General features: G+C 62.3%; 10 protein-coding genes and 1 riboswitch. Of the genes, 8 read left to right on the plus strand and 2 right to left on the minus strand.

Features of this window, described 5'->3' with window-relative positions:
- Positions 1-10: 10 nt before the first annotated feature.
- The gene (locus tag A462_RS24985) at positions 11-1945 is read right to left on the minus strand and encodes a TonB-dependent receptor plug domain-containing protein (protein WP_008432572.1); all 1935 of its coding nucleotides are present in this window, start codon (positions 1943-1945) and stop codon (positions 11-13) included.
- Positions 1946-2039: 94 nt separating this feature from the next.
- Positions 2040-2246: riboswitch (cobalamin riboswitch) on the minus strand.
- Between the two features lie 101 nt (positions 2247-2347).
- Here A462_RS24985 and lexA point away from each other — a divergent pair.
- From lexA to A462_RS33125, 7 genes are all read left to right on the plus strand, one after another.
- Positions 2348-2965, plus strand: a complete 618-nt coding sequence (gene lexA / locus A462_RS24980; RefSeq protein WP_003210482.1) for a transcriptional repressor LexA — start codon at positions 2348-2350, stop codon at positions 2963-2965.
- Positions 2965-3576, plus strand: coding sequence for a translesion DNA synthesis-associated protein ImuA (gene imuA / locus A462_RS24975; RefSeq protein ID WP_008432576.1), 612 nt, complete (start codon positions 2965-2967; stop codon positions 3574-3576). Before lexA ends, imuA begins: the two co-directional genes overlap by 1 nt.
- Positions 3577-3583: 7 nt before the next feature.
- The gene (locus A462_RS24970; protein ID WP_008432578.1) at positions 3584-4999 is read left to right on the plus strand and encodes a Y-family DNA polymerase; all 1416 of its coding nucleotides are present in this window, start codon (positions 3584-3586) and stop codon (positions 4997-4999) included.
- The gene (locus tag A462_RS24965) at positions 4975-8064 is read left to right on the plus strand and encodes an error-prone DNA polymerase (RefSeq protein WP_202948674.1); all 3090 of its coding nucleotides are present in this window, start codon (positions 4975-4977) and stop codon (positions 8062-8064) included. Before A462_RS24970 ends, A462_RS24965 begins: the two co-directional genes overlap by 25 nt.
- Before the next feature lie 113 nt (positions 8065-8177).
- Positions 8178-9887 carry an ATP-binding protein gene (locus tag A462_RS24960; protein WP_032899010.1) on the plus strand — a complete coding sequence of 570 codons (1710 nt, stop codon included), beginning with the start codon at positions 8178-8180 and terminating at the stop codon, positions 9885-9887.
- 165 nt (positions 9888-10052) lie between these two features.
- Positions 10053-12581: an excinuclease ABC subunit UvrA gene (gene uvrA / locus A462_RS24955; protein ID WP_008432583.1), complete on the plus strand. Its 2529-nt coding sequence runs from the start codon at positions 10053-10055 to the stop codon at positions 12579-12581.
- A 236-nt stretch (positions 12582-12817) separates the two neighbouring features.
- Positions 12818-13081 carry a hypothetical protein gene (locus A462_RS33125; protein WP_083853185.1) on the plus strand — a complete coding sequence of 88 codons (264 nt, stop codon included), beginning with the start codon at positions 12818-12820 and terminating at the stop codon, positions 13079-13081.
- Positions 13082-13149: 68 nt separating this feature from the next.
- Here the strand turns inward: A462_RS33125 and A462_RS24950 are convergent, their stop codons facing one another.
- Positions 13150-13896, minus strand: coding sequence for a BPL-N domain-containing protein (locus A462_RS24950; protein WP_008432585.1), 747 nt, complete (start codon positions 13894-13896; stop codon positions 13150-13152).
- Between the two features lie 335 nt (positions 13897-14231).
- Here A462_RS24950 and A462_RS24945 point away from each other — a divergent pair, with 335 nt between their 5' ends.
- A complete protein-coding gene (locus A462_RS24945) occupies positions 14232-14963 on the plus strand; it encodes a hypothetical protein (RefSeq protein ID WP_008432586.1) in 732 nt (243 codons plus the stop codon).
- The last annotated feature ends 244 nt before the right edge of the window (positions 14964-15207 follow it).

Below are 15207 nucleotides of genomic sequence, written 5' to 3' on the forward strand. Positions count from 1 at the left end.
GGCGTACTCATCAGAAGCGATACGTGTAGCGTACTTCGGAGGTGAACGGCCGCCCGAGGTTGTCGACGTTGCTGGCGCGGCTGGTGACGTAATCGCGGTCGAACAGGTTCTCTACCAGCAGGCTCACGCGGTGTTGGTGGGCGTTGTCGAGGTAGCGATAGGCGTCGGCATCCACCACGGTGTAGTTACCGTACTCGACCTTTTTCGAGCTGACGATATCGCCGATGTAACGCACGGCGGTACCGACGCCCCACAGGCGGTCCGCCGATTCATAGCCGACCCGCGAGCGGGCGAAGAAGCCCGGGATATCGTTGATGGTGACACCCGCACGGGACTCGGTGAGGTTGCGGGTCATGTCGGCCTGCACGCGCCATTGTTCATTGAGCTGCAGCTTGGCGTCGGCCTCGAAACCACGCATCTGGATCTGCCCCTGGCCGTTGACCCACTGGACATCGTCCAGGGTGATCAGGTCGGTGATCTTGCGTTTGAACAGCGTGACGCTGGCGCTGAAGTCCCGGGCCAGCAGGCTGCCCTTGTAGTCGACGCCCAGTTCGGCGTTGCGGCTCTTCTCCGGCTTGAGGTTGCGGTTGCCTTTTTCATCGTCTTCGTTGACGAACAGTTGCTCGGCATTCGGCAGTTTGTAGGCAGTGCCGTATTGGCCGCGCAGGGCCCAGTTGTCGTTGAGGTCGTAGAGCGAAGTGAGCATGCCGACGGTGGCGCTGTCGCCGCCGCTCATGGCTTCGTGGCGTACGCCGATGCTCGGGTGCCAGTTCGGCAGGGCTTCGATAGTCGGGCGCAGTTGGGTGTACAGCGCGTGGGCCTGGGCCTTGTTGTCGTCGATGATCAATACATCGTCCTGGCCCTTGAACCACTGGTTATCGGACCCGAATACCAGCACGTGCTCGCCGGGCAGCACGGCCTTGCCTTCGGCCTGCACGCCCCAGTCGGTGAAGCCCCAGTAGTCGTTGTGGTTGATGGCCCGGGTGCCGCCGCCTTCGATATTGTTGATGCGGGTATAGCGCGTGTCCCAATCGTTGATATGCCCTTTGACGAAGTAGCTCAGGCGCTCGTTGAGGGTTTGCTCGAAGGTCGCCGTAGCGATTTGTTGTACGCGGTCGTTGGTGGTCTTGTGGTTGTCCACCGGGCGGGCGAAATCGAGGTTGGCGTCGGCGTACTGGTAAAACAGCTCAAGGCGCGTGCCATCGCCAAACGACTGGATCGCCTTGGTGCCGAAGGTGGTGACTTCGTAGGAGCGTTTCTTGTCGCTGACGTTTTTCATGTCGCGGTTGCGAAACGGCTGGTAGCCCTCGGAGACGTTGCGGCTGACGTAGGCCAGCAAGCCAAGATCGCCGAAACCGTTGTTGAAGATCTTCTCGACCCGGGCATCGCCGGTGGTGCCGCCGAAGGTGTCGGCACCCAGGTTCACCTCGCCGGACGCCTCGCGGGTTTGCGGGCTGCGGGTAACGATGTTGATCACCCCCGACACCGCCTGGGTGCCGAACAGCAGGCTCTGGCCACCCTTGAGCACTTCGATGCGCTCGATGGCGTTGGCGGGCAGGGTGTCCAGGTACAGGCCGCCGTACAGGCGGTTGTTCAGGCGCACGCCGTCCAGCAGGATCAACGTGTCATCGTTGCGCCCGCCCAGCAGGGAATAGGTGCCGTAGTCGAACGGGCCGTTCTTGGGGGCCACGTACAGGCCGGGGATGAACATCTGCATCACGCGCGACACATCGGCGGCGGGGCCGGCGCGTTCGATCTGTTCGCGGGTGACGAGCTCGACCTTGCTGCCGTACTGGGCCATGTCGGCCACGGTAGTGGATTCCACCGACGGTGCGGAAATGATCTGCTGCTTGAGCTCAAGGGGAGGGTCGTCGGCCAGCAGCAGGGGGCTGAACAGGCAGCCGAGCAGCAGGCTGGGCACGGACGTATTGTAAGGTCGAATCATAGTCTTCTCGGAAAAGTATCTTTCGCGAAAAGCACGCACGAGTAGGCACCGAGCACACGCCAATACCGGCCCATGCCCGCCCACCGCAGGATTTTGCCAAACAGAATTCCAGGCCGGTCTCCGGGCTCACGCGTATGGACACCTTCACCTTCCCATGGCGCGCAGGCCACAGTGGTGTGTCGAAGGGGTCACGCGTCTACCGTTGCGGGGGCAGCACCGGACTGGCTCGAAAAGAGCGGCACCGGTTTCCCGTTTCACCCCATGCACGGCGGCATGAGGCACCTGAAACAGGCCGGCATCTGAACATTCGAAAGACCGTTCGTCAACTTGGCGGGTACTTTTCCGGCGGTTGCCAGGGAAGCGACTGACGGATATTGCCAGAAAATTCCCACAGGAGTACAAATGTACTCCATGAAGAATCTAACGCCCCGCCGTACCGCCATCCTGACCTTTATCCGCGACCGTATCGCGCAGCAAGGCCAGTCCCCCAGCCTCGCCGAGATCGCCGAGGCGTTCGGCTTTGCCTCCCGCAGCGTGGCGCGCAAGCATGTGCTGGCGCTGACCGAGGGCGGCTTTATCGAGGTCAACCCCAACCAGGCGCGCGGCATCCGCCTGCTCAATCAACCGGCGCGGCCGGAGCTGTTGGATATTCCGGTGCTCGGCCGGGTGGCCGCCGGTTTGCCCATTGGCGCCGATGCCGAAGTGCACAACCGTCTATTGCTCGACCCGGGCATGTTCGCGAAAACCCCGGATTACCTGCTGCGGGTGCAGGGCGATTCGATGATCGAAGATGGCATCCTCGATGGCGACCTGGTAGGCGTACGCCGCAGTGCCGAGGCCTTGAACGGGCAGATCGTGGTGGCACGCCTGGACGGTGAAGTCACCATCAAACGTTTCGAACACGTGGGCGAGCGCGTGCGCCTGCTGCCGCGCAACCCCGCCTATCAACCCATCGTGGTGCGGCCCGATCAGGACCTGGCCATCGAAGGGGTGTTCTGCGGCCTGGTGAGGCAAGGCTGATGGGCGCCGTCGTTGCACTGGACTCGCTGTTCAATGGCGGCCGGGTCTGGAAAGGCCGGCCCGCCGCGCCGCCGGCCAGCGTCCATCCCACCGGGCTTGCGGCCCTGGATGCGGTGCTGCCCAGCGGTGGCTGGCCGGAAGCGGCGTTGAGCGAAATCCTGATGGCGAAGGAGGGCGTGGGCGAGTTGCAGCTGGTGTGGCCGACCCTGGCACGGTTGGCGGCGGCCGGTGAGCGCATCGTGCTGGTGGCGCCGCCCTACACGCCGTACCCCCACGCCTGGCAAAACGCCGGGGTGGATGTGCGCCAGCTGTCAGTGATCCAGGCCGATGAACGCGATGCCTTGTGGGCAGTGGAGCAATGCCTGCGTTCCGGCAGCTGTGGCGCGGTGCTGTGCTGGCCGCGCAAGGCCGATGACCGCGCCTTGCGCCGCTTGCAGGTGGCGGCGGAAACCGGCCAGACCCTGGCCTTTGCCTGGCGCTCCTTGAACGAGGCCATCAACCCGTCACCGGCCGCGTTGCGCCTGGCGGTTGAGGCGAGCCCTGCGCAAGTGCGGGTGCTCAAGTGCCGGGGCGGCCTGGCCCATCCCGCGCCCATTGCGCTTGGGCACTGAGGTTGGCATGCGCTGGGTGTGTATTGTGTTCCCGCAATTGGCGCTGGACGGGGTGCTGCGTTCGCGCCCCGAACCGGACCAGCCGTTGGCCCTGCTGGCCGGCACGCCGCAGCGGCGGGTGCTGCAAACCGTCAATGACGCCGCGCGCAAACTCGGCCTGCGCCCCGGCCAGTCGCTGACGGCGGCCCATGCCTTGACCAAGGCTTTTGCCTGCGCCGAATACGACCCGGCGCAGATCGAATACTGGCAGCAGTTTCTCGCCGCCTGGGCCTACCGTTTCAGCTCCCAGGTCAGCGTGTTCTACCCACGGGCGTTGCTGTTCGAGATCGAGTCGAGCCTGGGCCTGTTCGGGCCCTGGCCGTTGCTCGAAGCACGCTTGCGCAAGGAGCTGACCGAACTGGGGTTTCGTCATCGCATCGTCGCCGCGCCGAACCCGGCGGCGGCGCGGATATTGGCGAATGTCTACGACGGCCTGGCCGTGGCCGATGAGCAATACCTGCAACACGCCCTGGCACCGATCCCCATCGACCGCGCCGGCCTCGACCCGCAAGCTGCCAGCGCATTGTCGCGCATGGGCTTGCGCACCCTGGCCCAGGTGCAGGCGTTGCCTCGGCATACCCTGGCCCGGCGCTTCGATGCTGCGCTGCTCAAGCACCTTGATGCACTGTGCGGCCAACGGCCCCTGGCGCTGGCGTTCTACCAGCCGCCGGACCGGTTTGATGTGCGCATCGAGCTGAATTTTGATGTGTTGTCCCACCAGGCCTTGCTGTTTCCCTTGCGCCGTTTGACTGGCGATCTGTCGGCGTTCCTGTGTGGCCGCGACAGTGGCGTGCAGCGCTTTGACCTGCACCTGGAACACGCGGCCGAGCCCGACAGCGTGATCAAGGTCGGACTGCTCAGCGCCGAGCGTGACGCGGCGATGCTGTTCGAACTGGCCCGTGGCCGCCTGGAGCAAGTGCAAGTCACCTCGCCGGTGCGCGGCTTTCGCCTGGTGGCCGAGGACCTGCCGGTGTTTGTGCCCCAGCGCCAGGACCTGTTCGACGAGCGCCCGCAACAAACCCTGCCGTGGGAACAACTGCGCGAACGCCTGCGGGCGCGGCTGGGGGATGAAGCGGTGCAAGGCCTGCGGTTTCACGCCGACCACCGCCCCGAATGCGCCTGGCAAGCCGGTGCCGACACTCGCCCGTGTACCCCCTCAAATAACGTGCAGCGCCCGGGCTGGTTGCTGCATGAACCGACGCCTCTGGCCGAGCAAGGTCTACACATCCTGATGGGCCCGGAACGCATCGAGTCCGGCTGGTGGGATGGTGCCGATGTGCGCCGCGATTACTACCTGGTGCGCACCCGCGCCGGCCAGCAGGGCTGGGCTTACCGCACCGTGGGCGAAAGCGGCACGCTGTGGCTGCAAGGCTGGTTTGCATGAAGTACGCGGAGCTGCACTGCCTGTCCAACTTCAGTTTCCAGCGGGGCGCCTCCAGTGCCCGCGAGCTGTTTGAACGGGCCAGGCAGCAGGGCTACGAAGCCCTGGCGATCACCGATGAATGCACCTTGTCGGGCATCGTCCGTGCCTGGCAGGCAGCCAAGGAAGTCGGGTTGCCGCTGATTATCGGCAGCGAGATGCGCCTGGAAAACGGCCCCAAGCTGGTGCTGCTGGTGGAGAACCTGGAAGGCTATCAACACCTGTGCCGGCTGATCACCATCGCCCGTCGCCGTGCGGAAAAAGGTCACTACCGGTTGCTGCAGGAAGACTTCACCGCGGTACACGGCTTGCTCGCGTTATGGATGGTCGAAGACACCGATACCCAGGCCCATATCCAATGGCTGCGCAGCACCTTCACCGATCGCCTGTGGCTGGCGGTGGAACTGCATTGCGGCCAGAACGATGCCCGTCACCTTGAGCAACGCCTGAACCTGGCCGCCAGCCTGCACCTGCCGGCGGTGGCCTGCGGCGATGTGCATATGCATGTGCGCGGTCGCCGTGCGTTGCAAGACACCATGACCGCAATCCGTCACCACGTCCCGGTGGCCGAAGCCGGCGCGCGCCTGCATCCCAATGGTGAACGGCACTTGCGCAGCCTCGATGCATTGGCCGCGCTGTACCCGGCGCACTTGCTGGAAGAGTCCCTGAACATTGCCCGGCGTTGCACCTTTGACCTCGGCCAATTGCGCTATCAATACCCCAGGGAGTTGGTACCTGAAGGCCAGGATGCAAAATCCTGGTTACGCACCTTGACCGAGCAAGGCATCACCCAGCGTTGGCCGAAAGGGGTCGACGCCAAGACCCTCCAGCAGATCAATAACGAACTGGAACTGATCAGCGACCTCGGCTACGAAAGCTACTTCCTCACCGTACACGACATTGTGCGCTTCGCCCGCAGCCGTTCGATCCTGTGCCAGGGCCGTGGCTCGGCGGCCAACTCGGCGGTGTGTTTTGCACTGGGCATCACCGAGATCGACCCGAGCCTGACGAGCATGTTGTTCGAGCGCTTCCTGTCCCGCGAACGCAACGAGCCGCCGGACATCGACGTGGACTTCGAGCACGAACGCCGCGAAGAAGTGCTGCAATACGTCTTCCAGCGCTACGGTCGTACCCGCGCCGCGTTGACGGCGGTGGTCAGCAGCTACCACGGCGCCGGCGCGGTGCGCGACGTGGCCAAGGCCCTCGGGTTGCCGCCGGATCAGGTCAACGCCCTGGCCGACTGTTGTGGGCGCTGGAGCGACGAAGCACCGCCCCTGGAACGCTTGCGCGAAGGCGGTTTCGACCCCGACAGCCCGGTGCTGCGCCGGGTGCTCACACTCACTCAGCAACTGATCGGCTTCCCCCGGCACCTGTCCCAGCACCCCGGCGGCTTCGTGATTTCCGAACACCCGCTGGACACCCTGGTGCCGGTGGAAAATGCGGCCATGGCCGAGCGCACCATCATCCAGTGGGACAAGGACGACCTCGACGCCGTGGGCCTGCTCAAGGTGGACATCCTCGCGCTGGGCATGCTCAGTGCGATTCGCCGCTGCTTCGACCTGCTGCGCCGCCATCGCAACCGGGACCTGAGCCTGGCTTCGGTGCCCAAGGAAGATGCGGCAACCTACGCGATGATCAGCAAGGCCGACACTATCGGCGTGTTCCAGATTGAGTCGCGGGCGCAGATGTCGATGCTGCCCCGCCTGCGACCGGAAAAATTCTACGACCTGGTCATTGAGGTCGCCATCGTGCGGCCGGGGCCCATCCAGGGTGGCATGGTGCATCCGTACCTGCGGCGGCGGAACAAGGAGGAAGAAACCACCTACCCATCGCCGGAACTCAAGTCCGTACTGGAGCGAACCCTGGGCATCCCGCTGTTCCAGGAACAGGTCATGCAGATCGCCATGGTCGCCGCCGATTACACACCCGGCGAAGCCGACCAACTGCGCCGTTCCATGGCCGCCTGGAAACGCCATGGCGGCCTCGAACCCCATCAGCAACGCCTGCGCACCGGCATGCTGAAAAACGGCTACAGCGAAGCCTTCGCCGCGCAGATCTTCGAGCAGATCAAGGGTTTTGGCAGCTACGGTTTTCCCGAGTCCCACGCCGCCAGTTTCGCCTTGCTGACCTATGCCAGTTGCTGGCTCAAATGCCATGAACCGGCAGCGTTCGCCTGCGCCCTGATCAACAGCTGGCCCATGGGTTTCTACAGCCCCGACCAGATCCTGCAGGACGCCCGTCGCCATCATTTGCAGATCCGCCCGGTGGATGTGCAGGCCAGTGACTGGGATTGCAGCCTTGAGCCGATCGAAGGCCAGCAACCGGCGATTCGCATGGGCTTGCGCATGATCTCCGGGTTTCGCGAAGAGGACGGCCGGCGTATTGAAACGGCGCGCCAGGCCCGGGCGTTTTTTGATATTGCCGACTTGGGCGAGCGTGCCCAATTGGACACTCGCGCCCAGGAACTGCTGGCGGATGCCGGTGCCTTGCGCGGCCTGGCCGGGCATCGGCACCGGGCGCGTTGGGAGGTGGCCGGGGTGCAGAAACAACAGGGCCTGTTTGCCGGTATCGCCAGCCCGGAAGAGGCGGTGGTGGAGCTGCCGCAACCGACAGTCGGCGAAGATTTGTATGCCGACTACGCCAGCGTCGGCACCACCCTGGGCCCACACCCGTTGGCGCTGTTGCGCGATGAACTGCGCGCGCGGCGTTGCCGCAGTTCCAGGGAATTGCTGCAGGTTGAGCATGGCCGCAACGTCAGCGTCGCCGGCCTGGTCACCGGTCGACAACGCCCTGGCACGGCCAGCGGCGTTACCTTCGTCACACTGGAAGATGAGTTCGGCAATATCAATGTGGTGGTCTGGCGCGATTTGGCCGAGCGCCAACGCCAGGCGCTGGTGGGCTCGCGGTTGCTCAAGGTGGATGGCCGCTGGGAGGCGGTGGGCGAGGTTCGGCACCTGATCGCCGGGCGCTTGACCGACCTGACCCCGTTGCTGTCGGGCATCAGTGTGCGCAGCCGGGACTTTCGCTGAGCCGGCCCTTGCTCCTTCCTGCCGGCATAAGCAATATGCGATGAAACCAACCGCCACTGCCGGGCTCAAAGTTTTCATTGCCGCCCACCTTTTATCTTTTGCAGAGCCGACCGATGCAGTTTTTATCCAATACCCACGGCTGTGAGGGTTGGGCTGGGGAAATGGCCCAGAGGATTCGTGCTTTCGATTGGTCCACCACCGACCTCGGCCCGATGAATGCCTGGCCCTCCAGCCTGACCAGCGCGGTGCAGATGATGCTGGCATCGCCCATGCCCATGGTGATGCTGTGGGGGCACGCCGGTTACATGATCTACAACGACAGCTATTCGGTATTTGCCGGCGGTCGCCACCCTTATCTGCTGGGTGCGCCGGTGGAACTGGGCTGGCCGGAAGTCGCCGACTTCAACCGCAATGTGGTCGACACCTGCCTGGCTGGCGGCACCTTGTCCTACCGCAACCTGCCCCTGGAACTGTTGCGCGACGGCCGCCCGGAAGAAGTCTGGATGGACCTGTATTACAGCCCCGTGGCCGGTGACGACCAACGACCGGCCGGGGTCCTGGCGATTGTAGTGGAGACCACCGAACATATGATCTCCGAGCGCCTGCGCCAGGAACTCACCCACAACCTGGAGCAGCGCGTGGCCGCGGAGGTGCAAGCCCGTTCCGCCGCCGAGGAACAGTTGCGCCAATCACAGAAGCTGGAAGCCATTGGCGGCCTGACCGGCGGCGTGGCCCACGACTTCAATAACCTGCTGCAAGTGGTCTCCGGCAACCTGCACCTGCTGGCCCGGCATGAACCGGACAACCCCCAGGTGCAGCGCCGGGTCAGCGCCGCCATCGCGGCAGTGGAACGTGGGGCCAAACTGACCTCGCAACTGCTGGCCTTCGCCCGTCGCCAGCCATTGTCACCGGCGGTGTACAACCCGCTGCGCATCTATGAAGGCCTGGGCGAGTTGCTGCAGCGGGCGCTGGGAGAAACCATCCACATTGATGTGCAGCTGCCCCAGGATCCGTGGTGCATTAACGTCGACCGCAACCAACTGGAAAACGCGCTGCTCAACCTGGCGATCAATGCCCGGGATGCCATGAAAGGCGAGGGGGTGATTCGGATCACCGGCGAAAACATCATCCTCAACCCTCCGGATTGCGCCGGTAAAAGCATCAACCCCGGTGAATACGTGCGCCTGGCCGTCGCCGACAGCGGCGCCGGCATGTCACCAACGATCCTGGCACGGGCCTTCGAACCGTTTTTCACCACCAAGCCGAATGGCCACGGTACCGGCCTGGGCCTGAGCATGGTGTTTGGGTTCGTGCGCCAAAGTGGCGGGCATGTTGAGGTCGAGAGCGTGGAGGGCAGCGGTACCGTGGTGCAGATGTATTTCCCGCGCAACCTGGGAGAGCCGGAAAACCACGATGCGCCCGTCGAGCTCACACAACCCACCGGCGGCCATGAGACGATCCTGGTGGTTGAGGACAACGAAGGCGTACGCGCGGCCGCGGTGGAATTGCTCGAACAATCCGGCTACACCGTGCTCACCGCCGAAGACGGCGACCGGGCCATGCTGATGCTCCAGGCCGGCCTGCAACCGGACCTGATCTTCACCGACGTGGTGATGCCGGGCCGGGTCAAAAGCACCGACCTGGCCGAGTGGGCGCGCAGCCAAGTGCCGGCGATAGCGGTGCTGTTTACCTCCGGGCATACCCGCGACATTCTTTCCAGCAACCACCTGCTGGGCAACGACATTCACCTGCTGAGCAAACCCTATGGCCCGGATGACTTGGCGCAACGGGTGCGCTCGGTACTGACCTCCCGAATGATGTGACGAATGAAGATCCAGCCAGCAACACCAAACCACTGTGGGGGCCGGGCTTGCCCGCGATGGCGGAGTGTCAGGCACCCCATCTGGTAACTGGCACACCGTCATCGTGGGCAAGCCCGGCTCCCACAGTTGATCTTCACTGCCTTGAACACACCGATAAGGTTACCCATGACTTCCCAGCGCAACCTGCCACCAGACACCTCACTCACCTCCCAACGCCCTGGCTTCGTGCGGGTGCGGGGTGCACGGGAACACAACCTGCGCAACGTCGACGTGGACATCCCCCGCGACGCCCTGGTGGTGTTCACCGGCGTGTCAGGCTCCGGCAAGTCCTCGCTGGCATTCTCCACCGTCTACGCCGAAGCCCAGCGCCGCTACTTCGAATCCGTGGCGCCCTACGCCCGCCGCCTGATCGACCAGGTCGGCGTACCGGACGTCGACGCCATCGAAGGCCTGCCGCCCGCCGTGGCCCTGCAACAACAGCGCGGTACACCCAGCACACGTTCATCAGTGGGCAGCGTCACCACCTTGTCCAGCCTGATCCGCATGCTCTACTCCCGCGCCGGCAGTTACCCGGCGGGGCAACCGATGCTGTACGCCGAAGACTTTTCCCCCAACCTGCCCCAGGGCGCCTGCCCGCAATGCCACGGCCTGGGCCGCGTGTACGAAGTGACCGAGGCCCTGATGGTGCCCGATCCTTCCCTCACCATCCGCCAACGCGCCGTGGCGTCCTGGCCGTTGGCATGGCAAGGCCAGAACCAGCGCGACATCCTCGTCACCCTGGGCTACGACGTCGACATCCCGTGGCGCGACCTGCCGAAAAAACAGCGCGACTGGATCCTCTTCACCGAAGAAACCCCCACCGTACCGGTGTACGCCGGCTTCACACCGGCCCAGACCCGCGACGCCCTCAAACGCAAACTCGAGCCCAGCTACCAGGGCACCTTCACCGGCGCCCGCCGCTACATCCTGCACACCTTCACCCACTCCCAAAGCGCCCTGATGAAAAAGCGCGTGTCGCAGTTCATGCAAGGCAGCCCGTGCCCGCTGTGTGAAGGCAAACGCCTGAACAAGGCCGCGCTGTCGGTGAAGTTTGCCGGCGTGGACATTGGCGAACTGTCGCAAATGTCCCTGCTGCAACTCGCCGAACTGCTGCGCCCGGTGGCTGAAGGGCAGGGCGATAAAAAGCTCTCCGTGGAAAAACGCCTGGCCGCCCAACGCATCGCCCAGGACCTGCTCGAACGCGTCAGCACCCTGACCGACCTCGGCCTGGGCTACCTGGCCCTTGAGCGCAGCACACCGACCCTGTCCTCCGGCGAACTGCAACGCCTGCGCCTGGCCACCCAACTGGGCTCGCAACTGTTCGGCGTGATCTACGTGCTCGACGAACCTTCCGCCGGCCTGCATCCCGCTGACGGCGAAGCCCTGTTCGCCGCCCTCGACCGCCTGAAGGCCGCCGGCAACTCACTGTTCGTGGTGGAACACGACCTGGAAACCATGCGCCGCGCCGACTGGCTGATCGACGTCGGCCCGGCTGCCGGTGAACACGGCGGCCAAGTCCTGTACAGCGGCCCACCCGCCGGCCTCGCGCAGGTCGAAGCCTCGCAAACCCGCGAATACCTGTTCGCCGAAAAACGCCCGGTCAGCCAACCACCGCGCCAACCCACCGGCTGGCTGAGCCTGGAAGGCGTCACGCGCAACAACCTCAACGACCTCAGCGTGGACTTTCCCCTGGGCTGCTTCACCGCCGTCACCGGCATTTCCGGCTCGGGCAAATCCAGCCTCGTCAGCCAGGCGCTGTTGGAACTGGTAGGCGCAGGCCTGGGCCGCGTGATGGAAACCGAAGACGAACCCAGCCTCGAAGACGACGCCCCGCAAACCAGCGGCGGCCGCATCAGTGGCGGCCTGGAACACATCCGCCGCCTGGTCCAGGTGGACCAGAAACCCATTGGCCGCACACCGCGCTCCAACCTCGCGACCTACACCGGCCTGTTCGACAACGTACGCAAACTGTTCGCCGCCACACCCGCGGCGAAAAAGCGCCATTTCGACGCCGGGCAATTTTCTTTCAACGTCGCCAAAGGCCGCTGCCCGAACTGCGAAGGCGAGGGTTTTGTCAGCGTTGAATTGCTGTTCATGCCCAGCGTGTATGCGCCATGCCCGACGTGCCACGGGGCGCGGTACAACCCGGAAACGTTAGCGATCAAGTGGGAAGGGCTGACCGTCGCCCAGGTGCTGGGGCTGACGGTTGAACAGGCGGTAGAGGTATTTGCCGAAGAGCCGGGTGTGCTGCGCTCGCTGCAAGTGCTGCGGGATATTGGCTTGGGTTATTTGCGCCTTGGCCAGCCAGCCACGGAGCTGTCGGGCGGGGAAGCGCAGCGGATCAAGCTGGCGACCGAGCTGCAACGCAATGCCCGGGGCGCGACGTTGTATGTGCTGGATGAACCGACGACCGGGCTGCATCCGCGGGATGTGGATCGGTTGTTGAGCCAGTTGAATCATCTGGTGGAGGCGGGGCACACGGTGATTGTGGTGGAGCATGAAATGCGCGTGGTGGCCCAGAGTGATTGGGTGATTGATATCGGGCCGGGTGCCGGGGATAGAGGAGGGAAGGTGGTGGTGAGTGGGACGCCGCAGAAGGTGGCGAAGAGTAAGGGGAGCCGGACTGCGCCGTTTTTGGGGCGGGAGTTGGGCTGAGTTTTGCTCGACGTGCGCCAGGTTCGCCGGCAGCTTCGTGATTGCCCGAGCGTTCGGTAGACTGCCCCGATTTTTTCTGATTTCCCCATCTTGTGAATAAATGGCCCTATGAGATACGTCGAAAATGGATCTTTTATCGATCCATTTCTCTTCTTATAGTCGACCAACGCCCCAAGCAATTAACAGCGGTCATTAGTTCTGCTGTGGGGTTAGGTTTCTCATTTGCGGAAGTTGATATGAATTATAAAAACGGCTCTATCGGTATCGGAGTGTCTGCACTTTTAGTGCTGTCAGTTCTGCGTTTGTCCACTAACCAACCCCCAACCCGGGAAGAGTTTGTAAAGTATCCATCTCTCCGGCAGAAGTGGTTCACGATATGCGACGCTCGCAGCAACCTTGCCGAGCTCAATGATGAAGGCTGCAAGCATTTACGCGAATGGCAGGCGGCCACCAAATTTCCCGTACTGGACAATTTGATGAATCAAAACCTGGGTAAATAGCTGGCGGCCATATGACTTTTTCAGTTGGCTGGAGCATCCAGCTGAAATCCGGAAGTCATCATCGCCCCCTACCTGCGCCCCTCAATGCTGCGTACCAACGCCCCAAAAAGCTCACCCTGCGGCATCTTGCTCAAGGGAATATTCACCTTCTCGAACCACTCCCGATCCGCCTCTGGGTGCGGGCCGCTCAGCACCACTACCCCGTTTTCATAGGTGTAACGCGCTGCCGCCACATCACCATTCCGGTAGGTCGCAATGGTTGAAGAAGGCGAGGTCGCGTCAGGCTTGGGGAAGTAAGGCCCATCCTGATAAAAGACGCTATCGGCTTTCCCATCCCACACAACCTGCACCGCCGCGTCCGCAATGCCCGCGACCTCAAACCCAGGCCTGCCCGCCTCTGAATCAAGGTCGTAGGGTATCAGGCCAAAATTGCTGTCATCGGCCAGATAAGCGCCCATGCACAGCCCCAGGTAGCGCCCACCCTGGGCGACAAAGTCACGAATGGCCTGCACCCGCGCATCCCCCAAACTATCAAGCGCCGCAGGGATGTCCTGACCGCCACCAGGTTGAACGTAGAGGTCATAACGAGCGAGGCTTTGCGGCGTGATGTCGATCGATTCATCGGCACCTACAAAGTCAATCTGCGCATTCGGGCGGACGCGCAGCAGGGCTGTTTTGACATTCTCTGAACATCCCTCGCAGCCCGCCGGGCCTCGGTAGATAGCGACATGGGCGATGGGGGTCGCGGCGTGCACTGAGGAAGGAAGCAGTGTGAAAAACGCAAAAAGCGTCGCGGCGATGGCGTGCAGATTCATGGTTGTAGAGTCGTCTTAGAGCTGATTGGGTCCGATCGGACTTTGTGATTCGAAGCCTAAAGCCAATAGCCACTTGAAGGAGTTAACATTTGTAAAACGGCTAGAAAAAATCGAGATTTATGATCGCAACGACGGTTTTCCCATTGAAATTTATGGGTTTTCCTTTAGTGCGCATAAATATCGAAGAGAGCGTTTCTTCCATTTTCAATCCCCGGAATTTTTCAGGCCCTTTGAGTCAGCTCTCGGCCATGCGCGAATGCTATCGGCCAATAGCACACACTCAAGTATCGACTATGCTTGGAGCGATTCAGCCCTGTACCTGAAGGATCTAAACAATGGGGTACCTTGTCGTTGCTCACGCGATGAATGTGAAGCCGGAGTTAGAACCACTTTCTACGTTGCCGGTGAGCATTGGTTGGTCATTGCACCAGGATGAAAACGCCACGTCGTTCTACTTAGACACGTTCAAGGCTGGCGAAGAACGGAAATGGCCCTTTACGTCTATGCCACCCATCAAGGATGTACCGCTTGAGCTCCCTCAAGAATTGGCAGCGCTATCGCGGATATACAAAGTGCTTAAGGATGCTCAGCTAGCCGACTACTTCAAGAGAGCTTTCCTGAATGTGAATTTAGCGCTGAGTAAAAGCCTTCAATTACACGTTTGCAGCTTTTGCACGGATGACGACGGGCTGGATTTTGTGTGTGTATCGTCGAATGGTGAACTGCAAAGACTGCGTTGCGTTTGCGGTGATCTGGATATCACCTACAAGCTTGGCACGGTCATGATCCAGCCGCTTCTGATAGATGGGGTTGAAGGCACCGACGCAAGTGGTCTGCATGACCCAGAGAACGGCATTCACGTCTTGAGTCGGAATATAACGCCCTCATCGTTACTGCATGCGGTGGCTTCAGCAGAAACCACTCGCTTTCTACAAGCAGAAAGCCCCCCTCTGGGTCTAGGTAGCTTCGATGGTCTGGACGTCGCACCGGTAAAGATTGCAGGCTCTAAGATCGCCTCGCTGAAGCCTGAGGTGGTTGCTCAGAAAGCGTGGTGGAGGCGGTGGTAGTTGTATCGACGACTTCGACCCAAGCCAGGAGGTTTTCCGGGGAAAAGTAGCCAATTATCAGCATCGAAAAATTGGGGCCGATAATGGGGGCCAATTTTCAAAAAGCTACCCGTCACGATGGGCTGCAATCGGCCAATAGCGGTCCCTCCGTCCAGAACCATTTTCCACCCTTAGCAGTCACTCAAGCCGACCACTTTTTCTTATTCGCCTTATCTCTACCTTGTAAATTTGCTCGTGTTCGAGC

The organism is Pseudomonas sp. Ag1 (genome assembly GCF_000278565.1).
GTDB lineage: Bacteria > Pseudomonadota > Gammaproteobacteria > Pseudomonadales > Pseudomonadaceae > Aquipseudomonas.

What these genes read in the sequence shown, in the direction of transcription:
- uvrA (WP_008432583.1), top strand. Translation starts at nt 10,053, where the DNA reads ATGACTTCCCAGCGCAACCTGCCACCAGACACCTCACTCACCTCCCAA.
- A462_RS24970 (WP_008432578.1), top strand. Translation starts at nt 3,584, where the DNA reads ATGCGCTGGGTGTGTATTGTGTTCCCGCAATTGGCGCTGGACGGGGTG.
- imuA (WP_008432576.1), top strand. Translation starts at nt 2,965, where the DNA reads ATGGGCGCCGTCGTTGCACTGGACTCGCTGTTCAATGGCGGCCGGGTC.
- lexA (WP_003210482.1), top strand. Translation starts at nt 2,348, where the DNA reads ATGTACTCCATGAAGAATCTAACGCCCCGCCGTACCGCCATCCTGACC.
- A462_RS24950 (WP_008432585.1), bottom strand. Translation starts at nt 13,896, where the DNA reads ATGAATCTGCACGCCATCGCCGCGACGCTTTTTGCGTTTTTCACACTG.
- A462_RS33125 (WP_083853185.1), top strand. Translation starts at nt 12,818, where the DNA reads ATGAATTATAAAAACGGCTCTATCGGTATCGGAGTGTCTGCACTTTTA.
- A462_RS24985 (WP_008432572.1), bottom strand. Translation starts at nt 1,945, where the DNA reads ATGATTCGACCTTACAATACGTCCGTGCCCAGCCTGCTGCTCGGCTGC.
- A462_RS24960 (WP_032899010.1), top strand. Translation starts at nt 8,178, where the DNA reads ATGCAGTTTTTATCCAATACCCACGGCTGTGAGGGTTGGGCTGGGGAA.
- A462_RS24945 (WP_008432586.1), top strand. Translation starts at nt 14,232, where the DNA reads ATGGGGTACCTTGTCGTTGCTCACGCGATGAATGTGAAGCCGGAGTTA.